13 protein-coding genes, 2 tRNA genes and 3 rRNA genes are annotated in these 19,915 nt (G+C 46.0%); 4 read left to right on the top strand and 14 right to left on the bottom strand.

The annotated features are described in order from the left end of the window. Positions 1 to 63 precede the first annotated feature (63 nt). Both PGW99_RS02040 and PGW99_RS02035 read left to right on the top strand, forming a co-directional pair. Entirely contained in the window at positions 64 to 399 is a 336-nt protein-coding gene (locus PGW99_RS02040; protein ID WP_273778437.1) for a TIGR01244 family sulfur transferase, read from the top strand. Between the two features lie 389 nt (positions 400 to 788). Beyond that, the gene (locus tag PGW99_RS02035) at positions 789 to 2,168 is read left to right on the top strand and encodes a dihydrolipoyl dehydrogenase (protein WP_273778435.1); all 1,380 of its coding nucleotides are present in this window, start codon (positions 789 to 791) and stop codon (positions 2,166 to 2,168) included. Here the strand turns inward: PGW99_RS02035 and PGW99_RS02030 are convergent. The 10 genes from PGW99_RS02030 to PGW99_RS01985 all read right to left on the bottom strand — a co-directional run bounded on the left by PGW99_RS02030 (position 2,154) and on the right by PGW99_RS01985 (position 14,286). Then, positions 2,154 to 3,749, bottom strand: coding sequence for a Na/Pi cotransporter family protein (locus PGW99_RS02030; RefSeq protein WP_273779403.1), 1,596 nt, complete (start codon positions 3,747 to 3,749; stop codon positions 2,154 to 2,156). The genes PGW99_RS02035 and PGW99_RS02030 overlap by 15 nt on opposite strands. A 368-nt stretch (positions 3,750 to 4,117) precedes the next feature. Beyond that, a complete protein-coding gene (locus tag PGW99_RS02025) occupies positions 4,118 to 5,476 on the bottom strand; it encodes an aromatic acid/H+ symport family MFS transporter (RefSeq protein WP_273778433.1) in 1,359 nt (452 codons plus the stop codon). 273 nt (positions 5,477 to 5,749) lie between these two features. After that, positions 5,750 to 5,864 (bottom strand): 5S ribosomal RNA (gene rrf / locus PGW99_RS02020). A 170-nt stretch (positions 5,865 to 6,034) separates the two neighbouring features. Next, a 23S ribosomal RNA gene (locus PGW99_RS02015) occupies positions 6,035 to 8,927 on the bottom strand. Between the two features lie 372 nt (positions 8,928 to 9,299). Next, positions 9,300 to 9,375 (bottom strand) — tRNA-Ala (locus tag PGW99_RS02010). Positions 9,376 to 9,413: 38 nt separating this feature from the next. Then, positions 9,414 to 9,490 (bottom strand) — tRNA-Ile (locus PGW99_RS02005). A 61-nt stretch (positions 9,491 to 9,551) separates the two neighbouring features. After that, positions 9,552 to 11,086 (bottom strand): 16S ribosomal RNA (locus PGW99_RS02000). The 16S, 23S and 5S rRNA genes sit together here with 2 tRNA genes alongside, the layout of an rRNA operon. Before the next feature lie 375 nt (positions 11,087 to 11,461). Further along, positions 11,462 to 12,547: a DUF6670 family protein gene (locus tag PGW99_RS01995; protein ID WP_273778432.1), complete on the bottom strand. Its 1,086-nt coding sequence runs from the start codon at positions 12,545 to 12,547 to the stop codon at positions 11,462 to 11,464. A 16-nt stretch (positions 12,548 to 12,563) separates the two neighbouring features. Beyond that, positions 12,564 to 13,379 (bottom strand): CDP-diacylglycerol--serine O-phosphatidyltransferase, encoded by an 816-nt coding sequence (pssA, locus tag PGW99_RS01990; RefSeq protein WP_273778430.1) that lies wholly within the window; start codon positions 13,377 to 13,379, stop codon positions 12,564 to 12,566. A 49-nt stretch (positions 13,380 to 13,428) separates the two neighbouring features. Next, positions 13,429 to 14,286 carry a 23S rRNA (adenine(2030)-N(6))-methyltransferase RlmJ gene (locus PGW99_RS01985; protein WP_273778428.1) on the bottom strand — a complete coding sequence of 286 codons (858 nt, stop codon included), beginning with the start codon at positions 14,284 to 14,286 and terminating at the stop codon, positions 13,429 to 13,431. A 124-nt stretch (positions 14,287 to 14,410) separates the two neighbouring features. On the opposite strand from PGW99_RS01985, the gene PGW99_RS01980 reads away from it, so the two are divergent. After that, positions 14,411 to 15,013: a 2OG-Fe(II) oxygenase gene (locus tag PGW99_RS01980; protein ID WP_273778427.1), complete on the top strand. Its 603-nt coding sequence runs from the start codon at positions 14,411 to 14,413 to the stop codon at positions 15,011 to 15,013. Positions 15,014 to 15,082: 69 nt separating this feature from the next. Further along, positions 15,083 to 15,610, top strand: a complete 528-nt coding sequence (locus PGW99_RS01975) for a hypothetical protein (RefSeq protein WP_273778426.1) — start codon at positions 15,083 to 15,085, stop codon at positions 15,608 to 15,610. Between the two features lie 35 nt (positions 15,611 to 15,645). Here the strand turns inward: PGW99_RS01975 and PGW99_RS01970 are convergent, their stop codons facing one another. The 4 genes from PGW99_RS01970 to PGW99_RS01955 form a co-directional block, all read right to left on the bottom strand. Then, positions 15,646 to 15,894, bottom strand: a complete 249-nt coding sequence (locus tag PGW99_RS01970; RefSeq protein WP_273778425.1) for a DUF2789 family protein — start codon at positions 15,892 to 15,894, stop codon at positions 15,646 to 15,648. Positions 15,895 to 16,068: 174 nt separating this feature from the next. Next, on the bottom strand, positions 16,069 to 17,055 hold the full coding sequence (locus tag PGW99_RS01965) for a malate dehydrogenase (protein ID WP_273778422.1): 987 nt from the start codon (positions 17,053 to 17,055) through the stop codon (positions 16,069 to 16,071). Between the two features lie 169 nt (positions 17,056 to 17,224). Beyond that, on the bottom strand, positions 17,225 to 17,881 hold the full coding sequence (locus PGW99_RS01960; protein WP_443098216.1) for a ribonuclease T2 family protein: 657 nt from the start codon (positions 17,879 to 17,881) through the stop codon (positions 17,225 to 17,227). A gap of 36 nt (positions 17,882 to 17,917) precedes the next feature. Next, positions 17,918 to 19,831 carry a lytic transglycosylase domain-containing protein gene (locus tag PGW99_RS01955; protein WP_273779401.1) on the bottom strand — a complete coding sequence of 638 codons (1,914 nt, stop codon included), beginning with the start codon at positions 19,829 to 19,831 and terminating at the stop codon, positions 17,918 to 17,920. Positions 19,832 to 19,915 lie beyond the last annotated feature (84 nt).

Here is a 19,915-nt window from a genome sequence, read left to right as displayed (position 1 = left end):
ACTCAAGAACGAGCTTAATGCTATCATACTGCATAAAACATACAGATACTCTGGAGTAACAAAATGAGTGAGAATGTCGGCTTTGCAGGCCAGATTGGTCCTGAACATGTCGCTCAAGTGGTTGAGAAAGGCTTCAAATCGATTATTAACAACCGTCCAGATATGGAAGGTGGCCCAGAACAACCGACCAGTGCACAAATTGAAGAAGCAGCACGTCAATCAGGCCTGGATTATGTCTACCAACCTGTGGTTGCCGGTCAAATCACCGAAGTGGATGTACGTACTTTCGCCAATCATTATAATGAATTGCCAAAACCAGTCTTGATGTTCTGCCGTACTGGTAATCGCTCAAACAACCTGTATCAGCTTGCCAAACAGATGGATCTGCTAGACGACTAATCCTCTCGCTAAGCGAAGCCCGAATTTTTTCGGGCTTTTTTTATCTCCTCAATATTCCCATCATTACACCTCATTTGAAATTGCAAAATTGCTATAAACACCCCCATGTTTTTCGATTAAGCTGATGGCCGAAATCAGGTTGAAAGGATCGATGATGAAAAAGTTAGTTTTGCTCTGTATCGTATTGATCAGTGTCAGTGCTTGTTCTTCCATGCAAATACGCCCAACCGCAAGCGTTTCTGTAGGAACGTCCATCCATTAACAGCAGCAAGCCAAGCTTGCTCAAGTTTTTTACTCCGCAGTGAATGTAAGGATTTGCAAGATTTCCCTTCCGCATCCCGGATTTTCTTATATATTGAAAATACGCCTTTCTTTATTCCTAGAATCTTATGTACGACATTATTATTATCGGTGCGGGGACGGCAGGTATTGCCGCTTATCAAGAAGCTATTAAACACACTCAAAACATTTTAATTATCAATGATGGCCCATGGGATACTACCTGTGCACGGGTTGGCTGTATGCCGAGTAAAGTCCTAATTTCCGCCGCCGAGCGGATGCATGACATTCAGCATGCCGAACAGGTCGCTTTGCAGGTGACGAGCCAAATCGACACCTCTCAAGTGATGTCACATATGCGTAGCTTGCGTGACCGCTTTACTGCCGGAACCTTAAAAAGTGTGGAAAAATGGCCGGCAGAACACAAAATTTCTGGCAAAGCACATTTTGTTGATGCACAGACCGTTGAAGTAGAGGGACAACGCTATCAAGCCGAACATTTTATTCTAGCTGTAGGTTCAACACCCGCACTGCAACCACAATGGCAACAGGTCTTGGCTGAGCGTCTGATCAACTCAGATCAGATTTTTGAATTACCTGAATTACCACGCGCTTTGGCTGTGATTGGCAGCGGTGTGATTGCATTGGAACTGGCACAAGCCATGCAACGTTTGGGGGTTGAAACCACCATTTTTGCGCGTAGCAATAAAGCCGGAATTCTGTCTAGCCCAACCCTGCAAACCTTATCCCAGCAAGTGCTTGGCCAAGAGCTGAATATCCTGTTTGAAACACTGCCGGACAGTATGCAAAGACACAATGATGAAGTTGAAATCACCTATACCCATCATGGCCAAGCAAAAAAAATCAGGGTCGATTATGTGTTGAATGCCACAGGCCGACAAAGCCTCTTACCGAGCTTAAAATTGGAAAATATCGATCCGGCCTTTAACGAGATTAAAGCGCTACCGGTTGATGCCCAAAGCAAACAGCTGGGTAATTATCCCATCTTTATTGTGGGCGATGCCTTCAGCCAAACTCCAGTTCAGCATGAAGCAGCCCATGAAGGAAAACAGGCTGTGCACAACTGCCTGAGTTATCCACAAACTCAACTGATTAAAACCCTAACCCCCTTAGCGATTGTTTTCAGCTCTCCACAAATGGCAATTGCAGGAAAGTCTTACCAGCAACTAGAAAGCGAGCAGCATAAGTTTGTCACAGGGCAAAGTAGCTACGAAAAACAGGGACGGGCTTTGGTACTGGGTAAAAATCAAGGTGCCATTGAAGTTTACGTCGATGTTCAGACGGGACAACTTCTGGGTGCAGAACTATTCCTGACCGAGTGTGAACATTTGGCTCATCTCCTTGCCTGGATGATTGATGAGCAGTTGACGGTAGATGCCATTTTGCAAAAACCGTTCTATCATCCAACCCTGGAAGAAGGCTTACGTACGGCCCTGAAACACGCACGCCGACAATTAACCAGTCTCTAAATGCTGTTCATCATGTAGAATTTTTGCCACGCGCTCGGTATGATCCACCACATGTTCCAGCCAGCGCTGTGCAGCCAAAAGATTCAACGCCTGTGCGGCAGAGATTTGGGCATTCGCTGAACGCTCAATGACTTGATGCCGTAATACCGTCTGCTGTTCACGTATCCAGAAACGGGTTGCTGTCAGTTCTTCCACCAACGCGAGCGGTAATTTTTCCGACGGATCAACCAGCAAATACGGAATATGCTTGTCTAGCAGATCGGCAAACTGCTGTAATACCTGATCCAGTCCGGTTTGTGATCTCAAGACTTCAATATTGGCAATCGTCTGTAAATCTCCATATAAAATCCGTGCATAAACCATCAATCGTAACAGTGCGATCAGCCGTTGCTGGTCTGCCTTGGATTGCGGCACAGGCATGTCTTGCAGATATTGCTCCACTTTTTGCAAGATGGTGCCCAATTCCTGGGTGTGTACCATCGAGGCAATAATCTCGCCCCGCAGGCACTTCAACAGCAAGGTATAAATATCGACGATCGTCTGGCGTAATACACTTTCAGCTGCAGCAATCGCAAGTGCGGGAACCTCAAGCAAAGAGTCATCCAAATAACGGATACTGGTCAGCTCTTTCTCTGGAATCAAATACACAATCAGCTGTTCCAGCTGCTTGATCAGCGGGATAAAAATCAGTGCTCCCAGCAAACTAAAAGCGGTATGGAAAGCAGCAACCATAACTACAGCATCAACATGCTGCAATAAAGCCACCGATTGTGCCAGCCAAACAAAACCGGGTAAGAGCAGGAAAAAAGCCACAACTGCTGTTAGCATGTTAAAGATCACATGTACTGCAGCGGTCCGTTTGGCACTGGCAGTAGCGCCAATTGCTGCGAGTACTGCAGTTGCAACAGTTCCAATATTCTGTCCAATCACCAAGGCCAAGGCCTGTTGTAAGTCGATGGTTTGAGTTGCCAAAGCTGCCAGTGTGGTAGTCACGGCAGCGCTGGAAGACTGCAATAAAATGGTCATGACCAGACCAATCAGTACCAACATCAGGCGAGTGAGTAGTGTTTCACTGGACCAGGCTGAAAAATCGACCCGTTGTGCTGCATCAGCCATCGCCGTTTGCAAAAGGTCAATACCAAAAAATAATAAGCCAAAACCTGCAATTGCCAGTCCAAGTAAAGCGACATGATCACGGCCAAAGAGTTTTAATAAAGCCCCCATACTGATAATCGGTAAGGCAAAACTGGCAATCGAGAATTTCAACCCGAGCAAGGCCACCATCCAGCCGGTACTGGTGGTTCCAATATTCGCACCGATAATTACCCCAATCGCATGACTGAAACTGAGCACTCCGGCACTGACAAAACCAATCGTCGCTAAAGTGGTGGCGGTTGAAGACTGCACCAGTAAAGTCAAACCTATACCAGAAAACATGGCCTTGAGCGGAGATCCAGTAAATCGGGTCAGCCAGAGACGTAAGCTCTCCCCTGCAATCGCTTTCAGGCTATCCGTCATCAAGGACATTCCCAAAAGAAACAGGCCAATCCCACCCAAAAGTTGTGTTAAAACACTCAGCACAGCCACATCCTTGCTTAGAATCATCAATTTAATGCATCCATCTACTGAATGAGCATAACACCGAATCTTTTTAAGGGAATCAAATCAGCGAAATTTATCTGTCTCTTCAACCACTTGAAATAAAGCAATGGAATCTCTCCTTATATTCATTTGCAAATGGCATTTCTCCCGATCACATAACAGATTTAACTCATTTGATAGATGAGCTATAGAACAACAGCTCCGCGTTCAAATGAAATTGGCAAAATTAAAGAGGTTCATTTCGCTAGAAATAGCGGGGCTATTAAATCAATATCGATCATCTATGGAAATTTGCAGACAATAAAAAAGCCTTCATTTTCATGAAGGCTTTTTTCAATGCTTTAATATTAGGCAGTTTCTAATTCGGCTGCAGCAGGTGCTGTCGTATCAATTTTATCAGACTGCTGATCATGACAAATTAATGCAACGGCAATCGCAGTGATCAACACCGGAATGCCCACGGCAATAAAGTTTACATACGCAGGCAAACTCATCCCCAATAAGGCACCGATCAGAATTGGACCCACAATTGCCCCCATACGACCGATCGCAGAGGCCCAACCAATACCAGTTGAACGCACGGCTAATGGGTAGAACTGTGCAACATAACTATACAACAACATTTGCGAACCAATCGATGCAGCACCGGCCAAGAACACTAGGATGTATAACAAGAACTGAGAAGATTGTAGCCCCATCAAGCTCATCACAATTGCACCCATGATTCCGAGGCACATTAGAACCGGCTTTAAATGGAAACGGTCAGCCAGAATACCACCACCCACAATACCCACGACAGCACCCATATTCATGGTCATCATGAACATCAGGCTGTTATCCATCGAATAACCTGCCGCCATCATCAGTTTTGGCAACCAGCTGCTGAGTGCATACATAGTCAATAGACAAGTGAAGAATGCTAGCCAGAACAAGAGAGTATTAGTGGCACGACCACGTTTAAATAGGCTGACTACACTCGCTGACTCTGGCACATCCACCTTATGTAACTCAAAAGTCGTAGTATCCGTAACTGTCACCTCAGGTGCCAACCGACGTACGATCTGTCGAGCTTGTACTTGGTTGTTTTGTTTAACAATAAAAGTCAGAGACTCTGGCAGAAACTTCCAAATCACCGGCAGTAAAAACAACGGAATACCTGCGATAAAGAACATGATTTTCCAGCCAAACACTGGAGTAAACCAAGAACCCAGTAAAGCAGCCATCACACCACCTACCGCATAACCACTAAACATGGTCGTAACCAAAGTACTACGCATAGTCTTCGGTGCATATTCGGAAGTTAATGCTACGAGGTTTGGCATCACGCCACCAATGCCTAAACCGGCAAGGAAACGTAAAATCGCAAATTCAGTTGGATTGGACGCAAATCCACCTGCAAAGGTTAGACCACTGAACAGCACGATACAGATCATGATGACTTTTTTACGGCCAATTTTATCGGCTAAAGATCCAAAAGTCATCGCACCGAACATCATACCCGCCAATGCTGTACTGGCTAACATACCTGCTTGTACAGCACTCAACCCCCAATCTTCCATTAATAGCGGTAAAACCACACCATTAATGGCCAAGTCATAGCCATCAAATAAAATGATCAGTAGACACCATGTCACGACTTTAAAATGAAAGGGACCAAATTTTGCGTGATCAATGACGTTATTGGCATTCACTGCTTGATGTGCCATTCCTCACCTCCTGTGGGTTGCGTTTCAATGAACCGTGATCGCTAGCTATAAAATGAAGCTTATTTAACACTTCAAATCACTGTTTAGCCTCTCGGTAGATAAAGCAACTTTCACACAAAACAGTGAGGTTTAAAATTCAACATTAGTCTAAAAACCCTTTATTTATTATGTATTTATTTTTATTTCAGCAACTCAAATATTCTAATTCAGCTTTCCACCCGGCAAAGAAAAAACCCCCACCATATTTAATGGTGGGGGTTTTTAGGAATAATGAGCTGGCGATGACTTACTCTCACATGGGTAACCCCACACTACCATCAGCGCGAAGAGGTTTCACTTCTGAGTTCGGGAAGGGATCAGGTGGTTCACTCTTGCTATTGTCGCCAGCACAACTGTTATGGTTTTCAGTGGTCTTACTTGATGCCACTTAGTTACCAAATCTTGAACAGATTGGGCTGTATTGAATCTTACTTTAAGGTGTTCATTTTAGCTTTAGTTTTAACTAAATCAAGTATTTATGATGAATCTAGCTTGATACAACAACTGTTTGGGTGTTGTATAGTCAAGCCTCACGATCAATTAGTATTGGTCAGCTTCACATATCACTATGCTTCCACATCCAACCTATCAACGTCCTAGTCTTGAACGGATCTTTAGAGGACATAAAGTCCTAGGGAAATCTTATCTTGAGGTAGGCTTCCCGCTTAGATGCTTTCAGCGGTTATCCCTTCCGAACATAGCTACCCGGCGATGCGACTGGCGTCACAACCGGTACACCAGAGGTTCGTCCACTCTGGTCCTCTCGTACTAGGAGCAGATCCTCTCAAATTTCCAGCGCCCACGGTAGATAGGGACCGAACTGTCTCACGACGTTCTAAACCCAGCTCGCGTACCTCTTTAAATGGCGAACAGCCATACCCTTGGGACCTGCTTCAGCCCCAGGATGAGATGAGCCGACATCGAGGTGCCAAACACCGCCGTCGATATGAACTCTTGGGCGGTATCAGCCTGTTATCCCCAGAGTACCTTTTATCCGTTGAGCGATGGCCCTTCCATACAGAACCACCGGATCACTAAGACCTACTTTCGTACCTGCTCGACTTGTGGGTCTCGCAGTTAAGCGCGCTTTTGCCTTTATACTCTACGCGTGATTTCCGACCACGCTGAGCGCACCTTCGTACTCCTCCGTTACTCTTTAGGAGGAGACCGCCCCAGTCAAACTACCCACCAGACATGGTCCTCGACCCAGATTATGGGTCAGAGTTAGAACCTCAACATTACCAGGGTGGTATTTCAAGGACGGCTCCATTGGAACTGGCGTTCCAACTTCAAAGCCTCCCACCTATCCTACACAAGTAAGGTCAAAGTTCAATGTCAAGCTGCAGTAAAGGTTCACGGGGTCTTTCCGTCTAGCCGCGGGTACACTGCATCTTCACAGCGATTTCGATTTCACTGAGCCTCTGCTGGAGACAGCGCCGCCATCATTATGCCATTCGTGCAGGTCGGAACTTACCCGACAAGGAATTTCGCTACCTTAGGACCGTTATAGTTACGGCCGCCGTTTACTGGGGCTTCGATCAAGAGCTTCGCTTACGCTAACCCCATCAATTAACCTTCCAGCACCGGGCAGGCATCACACCCTATACGTCCACTTTCGTGTTTGCAGAGTGCTATGTTTTTAATAAACAGTTGCAGCGGCCTGGTTTCTGTGGCTGCCAGCAGCTCAAGGAGCAAGTCCTATCACCGCCGGCAGCGTACCTTCTCCCGAAGTTACGGTACCATTTTGCCTAGTTCCTTCAGCAGAGTTCTCTCAAGCGCCTTGGTCTACTCGACCTGACCACCTGTGTCGGTTTCGGGTACGATTCCTGTGTAACTGAAGCTTAGAGACTTTTCCTGGAAGCATGGTATCAGCCACTTCACTGTACAAGTACAGCTTGCTATCAGATCTCAGCATAGAGTACCCCGGATTTGCCTAAGATACATGCCTACATCCTTTCACCTGGACAACCAACGCCAGGCTGACTTAACCTTCTCCGTCCTCTCATCGCATTACACAGAAGTATTGGAATATTAACCAATTTCCCATCGACTACGCCTTTCGGCCTCGCCTTAGGGGTCGACTCACCCAGCCCCGATTAACGTTGGACTGGAACCCTTGGTCTTTCGGCGAACGGGTTTTTCACCCGTTTTGTCGTTACTCACGTCAGCATTCGCACTTCTGATACCTCCAGCAGACTTCTCAATCCACCTTCATCGGCTTACAGAACGCTCCCCTACCACGCATACAAAGTATACATCCGCAGCTTCGGCACATAGTTTTAGCCCCGTTACATCTTCCGCGCAGGCCGACTCGACTAGTGAGCTATTACGCTTTCTTTAAAGGGTGGCTGCTTCTAAGCCAACCTCCTAGCTGTCTATGCCTTCCCACATCGTTTCCCACTTAACTATGATTTTGGGGCCTTAGCTGGCGGTCTGGATTGTTTTCCTCTTGACTACGGACGTTAGCACCCGCAGTCTGTCTCCCGGATAGTACTCATAGGTATTCGGAGTTTGCATCGGTTTGGTAAGTCGGGATGACCCCCTAGCCGAAACAGTGCTCTACCCCCTATGGTATTCGTCCGAGGCGCTACCTAAATAGCTTTCGGGGAGAACCAGCTATCACCGAGTTTGATTAGCCTTTCACCCCTATCCACAAGTCATCCCCCGGCTTTTCAACGACGGTGGGTTCGGTCCTCCAGTTAGTGTTACCCAACCTTCAACCTGCTCATGGATAGATCACCCGGTTTCGGGTCTATACCCAGCAACTAGACGCCCTATTAAGACTCGATTTCTCTACGGCTCCCCTATACGGTTAACCTCGCTACTGAATATAAGTCGCTGACCCATTATACAAAAGGTACGCAGTCACACCACGAAGGTGCTCCCACTGCTTGTATGCATGCGGTTTCAGGATCTATTTCACTCCCCTCACAGGGGTTCTTTTCGCCTTTCCCTCACGGTACTGGTTCACTATCGGTCAGTCAGGAGTATTTAGCCTTGGAGGATGGTCCCCCCATATTCAGACAAGGTTTCACGTGCCTCGCCCTACTCGACATCATTATCTAAGCCCTTTCGTGTACAGGACTATCACCCACTATGGTTGCACTTCCCAGAGCATTCCACTAAAACTTAGATAACTTAATGGGCTAGTCCCCGTTCGCTCGCCGCTACTAAGGGAATCTCAATTGATTTCTTTTCCTAAGGGTACTGAGATGTTTCACTTCCCCTCGTTCGCCTTGCATGACTATGTATTCATCATGCAATACCTATCTTATGATAGGTGGGTTCCCCCATTCAGATATCTCCGGATCACAGGATATTTGCCGCCTCCCCGAAGCTTTTCGCAGGCTATCACGTCTTTCTTCGCCTCTGACTGCCAAGGCATCCACCACATGCACTTAATTACTTGACTATACAACCCCAAACAGTCGTTAATCCCTACAAGTAGGATCAAGACAGATTAACTAATTACTTAGTCAATCCACAGTTTGTTGCCCGTGCATTTAAGCACTGTACAGCTTCAATCTAAATTCATATACCAAAACGCTTGATTCAGTTAATTTGCTAGTTCTCAATTTCATTCAACATTCACAATTGCTTGCTACTGTCTTCTGAATTGAGTGAACAATTTATTTCAGACTCAATTTTGCCAATCTGTTAATGAATAAACACGCCTTCGTCAGGTCATGCTTAATACCGTGATACTTAAATCACAGAAATTAATAAACATCATCGTATTCATTAAGTTCTGCAATCTTTAGCTTTAGCCTCGTACCGAAATACGTGGTGGAGACTAGGAGAGTCGAACTCCTGACCTCCTGCGTGCAAAGCAGGCGCTCTACCAACTAAGCTAAGTCCCCAGCTATATCATTAGTCAATGTATCGTATGAGTATGTCATGGTGGGTCTGACAAGACTTGAACTTGTGACCCCACGCTTATCAAGCGTGTGCTCTAACCAACTGAGCTACAGACCCTCAGATACATCGTCATGAAGAACAACTTGTTGTGGATTCTTACTAATCGTCAATCTTTCGTTAAGGAGGTGATCCAGCCGCAGGTTCCCCTACGGCTACCTTGTTACGACTTCACCCCAGTCATCGGCCACACCGTGGTAACCGCCCTCTTTGCAGTTAGGCTAGCTACTTCTGGTGCAACAAACTCCCATGGTGTGACGGGCGGTGTGTACAAGGCCGGGAACGTATTCACCGCGGCATTCTGATCCGCGATTACTAGCGATTCCGACTTCATGGAGTCGAGTTGCAGACTCCAATCCGGACTACGATCGGCTTTTTGAGATTAGCATCACATCGCTGTGTAGCAACCCTTTGTACCGACCATTGTAGCACGTGTGTAGCCCTGGCCGTAAGGGCCATGATGACTTGACGTCGTCCCCGCCTTCCTCCAGTTTGTCACTGGCAGTATCCTTAAAGTTCCCACCCGAAGTGCTGGCAAATAAGGAAAAGGGTTGCGCTCGTTGCGGGACTTAACCCAACATCTCACGACACGAGCTGACGACAGCCATGCAGCACCTGTATGTAAGTTCCCGAAGGCACCAATCCATCTCTGGAAAGTTCTTACTATGTCAAGGCCAGGTAAGGTTCTTCGCGTTGCATCGAATTAAACCACATGCTCCACCGCTTGTGCGGGCCCCGTCAATTCATTTGAGTTTTAGTCTTGCGACCGTACTCCCCAGGCGGTCTACTTATCGCGTTAGCTGCGCCACTAAAGCCTCAAAGGCCCCAACGGCTAGTAGACATCGTTTACGGCATGGACTACCAGGGTATCTAATCCTGTTTGCTCCCCATGCTTTCGTACCTCAGCGTCAGTATTAGGCCAGATGGCTGCCTTCGCCATCGGTATTCCTCCAGATCTCTACGCATTTCACCGCTACACCTGGAATTCTACCATCCTCTCCCATACTCTAGCTTCCCAGTATCGAATGCAATTCCCAAGTTAAGCTCGGGGATTTCACATCCGACTTAAAAAGCCGCCTACGCACGCTTTACGCCCAGTAAATCCGATTAACGCTCGCACCCTCTGTATTACCGCGGCTGCTGGCACAGAGTTAGCCGGTGCTTATTCTGCGAGTAACGTCCACTTATCCCAGGTATTAACTAGGTAAGCCTCCTCCTCGCTTAAAGTGCTTTACAACCAAAAGGCCTTCTTCACACACGCGGCATGGCTGGATCAGGGTTCCCCCCATTGTCCAATATTCCCCACTGCTGCCTCCCGTAGGAGTCTGGGCCGTGTCTCAGTCCCAGTGTGGCGGATCATCCTCTCAGACCCGCTACAGATCGTCGCCTTGGTAGGCCTTTACCCCACCAACTAGCTAATCCGACTTAGGCTCATCTATTAGCGCAAGGTCCGAAGATCCCCTGCTTTCTCCCGTAGGACGTATGCGGTATTAGCGTTCCTTTCGAAACGTTGTCCCCCACTAATAGGCAGATTCCTAAGCATTACTCACCCGTCCGCCGCTAAGCTAAGGTGCAAGCACCCTCGCTCCGCTCGACTTGCATGTGTTAAGCCTGCCGCCAGCGTTCAATCTGAGCCATGATCAAACTCTTCAGTTTAAAATCATTTGCCACTTTTTCGAAGTGGCCAAATCTGGCTCATTAATCTTACTGACTAAAAATTCGCTCAAATAAACTTCGAGTAATTTCTACCAATTCAATCAATGATAATATATCGATCAATCAACCAGTAAAAATCCACACAAGTTGTTCTTCATAATCTCTTAATGATCTTCTCGATGCTTCGTCAGCATCAAGCTAGGTCGGCTATACTACTCTGTTTATCCAGAATGTCAACTCTTAAATTTAACTTATTTCCAATCGATTGATTTTCAACAAGTTTTATTCAACAGCGCCGCCGATGGATTCGCATTATAGGCCATTCCATTCCAGACGCAAGCGGTTTTTTGAAAAAATCCACCAAGTGTATTTTATTTAGTCAATTTTTTTGTTTTTTAATAAGCAAGGCTCTGTATTCAATAACTTTTCTTGAAAAAAAGATTTTTGCTGGTTTTCCTGCCATTTTAATGGCCGGCAATCCACATATTCGCAATATCCGGATTCCCCGCTGTAGTGTTTACCATTCAACTCTGCATCAAAATGGAAACTTCCCACATATCCAGCTCCCAAACCAAATTTAAAATCACCACGACTTTGTGCATGGATGGTGAGATAAGGCTTTTTATCCTGATAAATTCGCCAGTTAAATTCACGAGGTAGATACATACGCTGAGCATTCGGTGTTTGCACCCAAGGATAGACGCGGTCTATTTTGAATTGAACATGCTGATCAAAAAATTGATGTTGACCATCCGCCTGTCGAATATAGCAACGGGAAATCACAACCTGATTAAATTGATCACGTACTTGCTGTAATACGATTTGCAAATCATCAGCGAAATGTAGAATCTGGCAGGTATAAAAACACAGAGGTAATGGAGGCATATGCACTGACCGTGCGTATTGCAATGCTCCCATCCCTTGAATGTGATAGGTCTGCCCTTGGTAACGGACTTGCCCCTGACAGTCACATAATACCGACCAAAATTCCATCAGGTTGAGACGTAATTTACTGAAATAGACAGGCTGATTATTGGCCCTTATCTGTAAATCAACCTGAAATTCTGTATCTAAACGCTGAAAACGAAATTGAGGAAACTGACCGGAAATTGTATCAGTCTGTGCGAAACGGAATTGATGATCTTCAAATTGACAATCACGACTGATCGAATAACGTTTGAGATGCCCAACCATATGAGGACTGGCACTGACTAACACGGTTGCGGTATCAAGTGAATCATTGAAAACCGCATCCGCATTCAACCAAATCGGAAGATTCGGCTGACCAAGCAAGGTAAAAAAATTCAGATAATATAACGGTGCAGGAAGCCCCGGAATGACGAGGCTTTGATGAACAATTTTATAACGCCCCTGTGGGGCATGATAAGCAAGTGGCTCTCGATGTTGAGCTTTGAGGTTTAGCTGCCGAGAGAGATCTAGAAAATTGGTGATCTTCAGCATACTTACCTCCTACCCGTTAACTTTTCCTGGCTAAGAAAGTTGTTACAAAACCAGACAAAGCATAAATGAGTGCCACAATCAGAATCCCGACAGGAATATTATAGGTGATTGCAGCAAAAATAAGCACAACCGGTAGCATCACCACAAAAGGAACCCGCTTACGATCAAGCTGCTTGAAGGAGTAGTATTTGATGTTGGAGACCATCAATAAACCGACCAGCACCATCACGACAGCGTTCAACAACTTAATACTAAGAGATTGCAAATCAAATATGCTCGGATAATCCAATCCCACCCATACCAGTGAGATGACCATGATTGCCGCTAATGGACTGGCCACACCAATAAAATAGCGTTTATCAACCACACCGATCTGTACGTTAAACCGCGCTAAACGAAAAGCTGCGCAAGCCGTGTAAATAAAACAGCAAGCCAGACCAATGCGCCCGAGATCATTCAAACTCCAGCTATACATCAGAATCGCAGGTGCAACACCGAACGCGAGCAAATCGGATAAAGAGTCATATTGTTCACCAAAGGCACTTTGCGCACCAATCGCACGTGCCACACGACCATCGAGACCGTCAAACAAAGCAGCCAGAAAAATGGCATATATCGCTTGGGTAAACTCCCCATTCATGCTGGCAATAATCGAATAAAAACCTGAAAGCAGCGCAGCGGTAGTGATCAGATTCGGCCACAAGTAAATTCCACGGCGTCTCACGCGTTGCCCTTCACGCGTATGCTCTTCTTCAACCACCTCGAAGGTGATGCCATCAAAGGAATGTTCCTGCGTGGACTGCTCGCTTTCCGGCTTTGGTGTATTTGTCATTGTTTGTCCCAGCTTGACCTGTCACATAAATTATTTGAGTCTGAACGGGTTATTCACCCACCAACCAGCGCACTGCAGCGTGGCCACCATTTTCCTGCATACGTAAATGCGGGAATAACCATTGCAGCGCTTCATCTGCCTGTTCAGAGAATTGCCAAGGTGGATTGATGACCAGCAAACCGCAACCATTTAATCCCACTGGCGTATCATCCGGCCATACACAAATTTCACACACCAACTGGCGACGAATACCCGTTTTCATCATTTTCTTTTCAAAGCGTTCAATCATTGCGCGGTCTTTAATTGGATACCATACCGCAAAAACACCCGTTGGCCATTTCTTGTACGCATTTTGCAACAATTCCACCAACTGGGGAAAATCTTTACGCTCTAGCTCATATGGTGGATCAATCATCACCAAACCACGTTTTTCTTTTGGTGGAATGACACCCAGTAAACCTTCGTAAGCATCACGCTCATGCAAACCAGCACGCTTATCACGAATATTCTGGCGCAGTTGCTGAAATACATCGCGTTGCATTTCAAAAACTGTCGCCTTATCAATATCGCGCATTCCTTGTAATGCAAACCACGGCGATCCCGGATAAGCACCTTGACCGTCCTGAGCACGCATCTGTTCAACCAATTTTAGATATTGGCGTACGCCTTCCGGTGCCTGACGTTTGACAGAGTCTTCTAGCTTAACCAAACGATGAATCCCGTTCAGGAATTCACCCGATTTCTGGGCTGGCGCCAGTGACAGATCATACTTACCGGCACCACCATGTGTATCGATATAACGATAAGGTTTGTCTTTGGCATTTAAGCGTGCCAATAATTGCAGCAGCAACACATGCTTCATGACGTCGGCAAAGTTGCCTGCATGGAAATGGTGACGGTAATTCATCTTTATATGGGTTCCTTAAATCGGCAGATATTTTAGCATGAAAAAAAGTTTCTTTACCGATGATCACCTGATCTAAAATACTGTTCTGTTTCAATTACACATTTTCAGACTCAATCGAGGCGTCATGACCGCATTTTCTATCCCGTCACATTGGAATATCGATCAGGTTTTGCAGGACATCGATCAACATGGGTTTGCCGTCATTGACCAAGCCTATTCTGAACAGTATGTACAAGCCTTACTTGAGGAATGTAATGCTAACCTGGCACGTTTTCGCGAAGCTGCCATCCAGAATGGTGTGGTCAGCAATATCCGCAGCGATCATATTCTATGGATTCAAGAAGATCTCCCTCTCGCACAACAGCATATTCAGGCTTTACATAGTTTTGCCCAAGAACTGAATCGTGCCTTTTTTACCGGAATCCGAGAAGTTGAGGCACATTTTGCCTGTTACCACGCCGGAGAATTCTACGCACTGCATCGTGATAACCCGCAACAGAAAAATGACCGGATGATCTCGGCTGTTTATTATTTACATCCCGAATGGCAACCTGATTGGGGCGGTGAACTGCGTTTACAAGATAAATATGGCGAATGGCATATTCTACGGCCCGAACCCAACCGCCTTGCTGTTTTCCAAAGTGATCTGCTTCACGAGGTCTTGGTCGCCAAACAACAACGCCTTTCTATCACCGCCTGGTTACGTAGTGGCCATACACTCTGGTAAAAACACTCACGGCTTTAAATTCCGAGGATCATCCTCATATAGAACAGATCAATTCAGAGGTTTTGCTTCATGGCGGAAAATGCACAACATATCATCGCGCGTATTGGCGAGACAGATCAACTGTACTTGAGTCAGAACACTCCTGAACTTTCTCTGGAACGTGGAGATTTACGTCTGCAGCTGGTGGTACTGAGTAATATACGTCAGGAACAAATCCATTTTCTGCAGGAAGCGATTGTCATTCTGGAGCAGGCACGGATTGAATATGAAGAAATACCTTTAGCACTCTATCTGAGCCTGTCTTTACATTTGGCCAAAGCCTATATGCTGTATTTTGAACTGAACCGTGAAAACCGTTTTGCTTTAATCACGCAACAGATTCTGAAACCACTTGCACATCATGAAGAAGGGAATATTTATTTCTTCTTGGCTTATGCCTCAGCTGCTCAAAAAGAACATGCGCTGACACGTCATTGGCTCAAAAAATACACCAAAACCGCAGAATTTGATCCACAACTTTTACAAGTACATCCCGCTTTTGATCCGCTGCGTACAGCAAGCTGGTTCCAGCAAATGATTGCTCAAACACTTCACTGAATTTACAATCATCTATCAAGGCAAAACCTGAAGTCTTAGACTTCAGGCATGCTGTCTTCATGGAGTTGTTCATTCAGCTGGTCAATAATGACAATCCATTCATCATCTTCTTTCCAGTGACTTTGCAAAAAATCACGCTGTCCGGCATTCCAAAATTCGGCACAATGCAGTTTAACCTCTGCCGGTAACTGATGTTCTTGAATAAATTTTTCAATGGAAGCTTCGTCAGAGGGAAGGCCGAGCTGTTCAAATAATAATTCGAAAGTAGGTTGTTGTTCTAACATAACGCTCTCCTGTTATTTTCAGTATTTTCTGTTGATTAAATCAAACTCGCGTATTTGTTTTCAATTTACCGCGACTCTCGCATCCAGTCTTGTTATTTTTTGTTTTGCCCGATAAATACCATAAAAAAAGCACCCCAAGTGGAGTGCTCTTTCAATCTAATCTAAAAGATTAAATTATTTAACCATGTCAGCGATTGCTGCACGTTCTTCTTCTAGCTCGTTCAGCGTGAAGTTGATACGCTCACGGCTGAATTCGTCGATTTCAAGACCTTGAACGATCTTGTATTCGCCATTTTCGCAAGTTACAGGGAAACCGAACATTACGCCTTCAGGGATACCATAAGAACCGTCTGAAGGAATACCCATCGTTACCCATTCGCCGTTTGTGCCAAGCGCCCAGTCACGCATATGGTCAATTGCAGCGTTTGCAGCAGAAGCGGCAGAAGAAAGACCACGTGCTTCAATGATCGCAGCACCACGTTTACCAACTGTAGGAAGGAATACGTCTTTGTTCCATGCTGCATCGTTGATTTTGTCTTTCAAGCTTTCGCCGTTTACATTGGCAAAACGGTAATCAGCATACATTGTTGGAGAGTGGTTACCCCAAACAGTCATGTTTTTGATGTCAGAAACCGCAACACCCGCTTTTTGAGCAAGTTGAGTCAACGCACGGTTGTGGTCAAGACGTAACATTGCTGTGAAGTTTTTCGCTGGAAGATCTGGAGCAGATTTCATTGCGATGTAAGCATTGGTGTTCGCAGGGTTACCTACAACAAGAACTTTAACGTCACGGCTCGCTACTTCGTTAAGCGCTTGACCTTGACCGATGAAGATTTCACCGTTTACTTTTAATAGGTCAGCACGTTCCATACCAGGACCACGTGGACGTGAACCAACCAATAACGCGTAGTCAGCATCTTTGAATGCAACTTTCGGATCATCAGTACCGATCATGCCTGCCAATAATGGGAAAGCACAGTCATCAAGTTCCATCATTACGCCTTTAAGCGCAGCTTGAGCTTTCTCAAAAGGAACTTCTAACAATTGCAAAATAACTGGCTGGTCTTTACCTAGCATTTCACCGCTGGCAATACGGAATAGTAGGCTGTAACCAATTTGACCAGCAGCGCCAGTAACGGCAACGCGAACAGGTTGCTTCATGTAATTATCTCCAATTGAGGATAGTCAATGCGATTAAATAGCTGTTCTATTTAACCTAATAATCATAAACGCGAAAGATTGTACTCCAAAGCTTGACTGCCTGCACCCAAAAGCACATGTATTTCAACAAAAGTCTGATAGAAAATATAAATGAAAATTGGAAAAAGGCTTAATAAATACCTTTAATCAGGAAGCTGGCCGGACAGCTGGAAGTCAGCTGAGTTGAGCATTGTTTATACTGACCACCAACTGTATAGCAAACCTGAATATTGGTGAGTACAGCATTCCCCCCGCTAGATTGGCAATTAAAACGTAACGCCCCGGCGGGTAAACCTGAATTCAAACGTAAAAATTGTTGTTTTAAGCGTGTAGCAGACATACTTCGCGTCTCAGCACTGCTTAATTCTGCTGGAACTTTTAAACGCTCAGCCAGATTGATGATGGTACGGAAATATTGGCTTGCATTCATCGGAACACATCCCCCAATACTACGCCATAACTGAACCCGGGCGTTTTCATCCGGCATCACCCGTGCAACAACTTTGGCCTGTAAGGGTGACAAATTTGCGGATGAACGGGTCGAACAGTCTTTTTCGGAAATTTCAGGCAACAAACCTGTAATAGTAAGGGAATAACCCTCCAGACACTTGCGCTGTTTTTTACGTGCCGGATCCAAAGTACAAACTGCAGGCGTCATTTGTACCTGCATCACATAGCCTTGCAACGGTGCAGCCTGCACATTCGAACCCAAGCATAATGCCAGTCCACTCCCCACAAGAGAACTAAGAAAAATCAAGCTAGTCTGCATGGTGCTTTTATTTTTCATCTCAACCCAAGACATCAATCGCAACCGTGACAATAATTATGGCGTCATCCGCATCGGAATCACCTGCATGCGCTGACCGATAGATTGTGCTCCCTGCCCCAACAAAATGCCGTAATGCGTAGCGTTGGTCATCACGTGCTTGACGTAGTCCCGCGTCTCGAGCAAAGGAATCGTTTCCGTATATTGATCTGCAGAAAGTGGTTGCACTTCTGATTGCCAACGGCGTGCGCGGTTCGGTCCTGCATTATAACCAGCTGTCGCCAGTACCGGATTGGCATTCAGCTGATTATGAATCATCGACAGATAGAAAGTGCCATAACGGATATTGGTATTCAGGTCACTTAAGGCCGCAGGTGTGTAGGTTTCGCCCATTTGCCGTGCAACCAGCTTTGCAGTGTCAGGCATAATTTGCATTAAGCCACCGGCGCCCACATGAGATCGGGCACTGGTCACAAAGCGGCTTTCCTGACGCATCAAGCCGTAAGCCCAAGCAGGATCTAGGTTGGTATTGCGGCTATGGTTCACTACAGTATCGCGGTGTGGCATCAAATAACGATAGTTATAACTGGGTTTGTTGACAGTACGATCCGCTGCATAAATGGCCCGGTCGTACCATCCCATGTCCGTTGCCTGTTTTGCTGCAGCTAACAATAAGCCATCATCATGCTTGAGATAAGCCTGGCGTACCGCCCAGTTCCACTCCCGGTTAATATAACTATCTGGTGCATTGATGCTGCGCAAAGTGAAGGCACGGTTAAAATGAATATCTTGTGCTAAGCGCTGCAGATCACGCCGACTCGGCTGGTCATCGGTAGGAATACTGTTATAGCGCTGACCGATTTTGTCTTTAGCCAACAGGTTATGGTAATCATCTCCCTGAGCCAGGCGCTGATAAATCTCTTGCGCAACACGTTTTGCATTCGCATCTCCACGTTGTTCGGATGCTCGGGCCAACCAGTATTGCCAACGGTCTTCCTGCCGCTGATTTACACTCATCGCATTAATGGCACGAATCAGGCCTTCCCAAGCACTAAAACGGATGGCTTGACGTGCATAGATTTCCGCCTCTTCAGGACTAAAGACCAAACCATAGCTGGCATCAAAGGCATTTAACACGGCACGGTTAAAATTATTTTTCATGACCGTAGTTCCCCCGATATAGGCGACCGTACGGTATAAATATTTCTGGATTTCAACTGGCGTATCCTGGGCAGCACGCGGAACAGCAGCCAAGGCCGTATTCAGGTCACTGTCTGCCAGACGACCTAACGCAAAAATCAGATAAGCATAGTCCTCTGCGGTCTTTTTACTGGCTGACCAGAGATAATTCTGTGGGTCGAGCTGGATCTGGTTGAATTGTGCCAGTGAGAGGTTCATTCCAATGGTTTGTGCTGTTGCAATCGCCTGACCACTCTGTCCAGCACGCAGTTGTCCCCAAAGACGTTGTTGTCGATCCTGAGCCGTGAGTAATGGACTCGATAGCATCATACGTCCGAGACCGGTACAGGATTCCGGTTGGCTATCGGTCTTTAGCCAGATATCTTTGTATTCAGCAAAAACCAAGGCATCACCTGATTTGGCACGGACCTGTGCCACTGCACAGCTTTCCGCCTGGTCTGGATTGGTGACATAGCTCAAGACCGGCTGTGCGCTAGTAAAATCCGCTTGTTTAACTTTTTCTTCTACATAGTCAGCAGCCAGTTTTTCAGCCATGGCAGATTGCGGGTAGCGCTGGGCAAAAGAAACAATATTTGTAGCAGGCTGGAAGGCAAGGTTACTGTTCAGTTTCCAGTATTCGGGATAATAGCCCAATACATCATTTTGCATTGCGAGCTGATACTCATCCAGCAGAACCAGATCAGCATTACTGGCTGCACGTAAAGCATCGTTAAACTGTTGTTCAGCCGCGTGAGCTGTTTGACCGGCGATGACCAAAGTACAGACAGCCATCAGCACCGGGTGATTAACCCTCTTCGTACGAAGGAATAAATCACTGATTTTATTGAACCTCATGCCGCCCTCTGCCTGCTACCT

It is taken from the genome of Acinetobacter sp. GSS19 (assembly GCF_028621895.1).
GTDB lineage: Bacteria > Pseudomonadota > Gammaproteobacteria > Pseudomonadales > Moraxellaceae > Acinetobacter.
The sequence above is the reverse complement of the archived record's forward strand: the minus strand, read 5'-3'. Positions and strand labels throughout refer to the sequence as shown.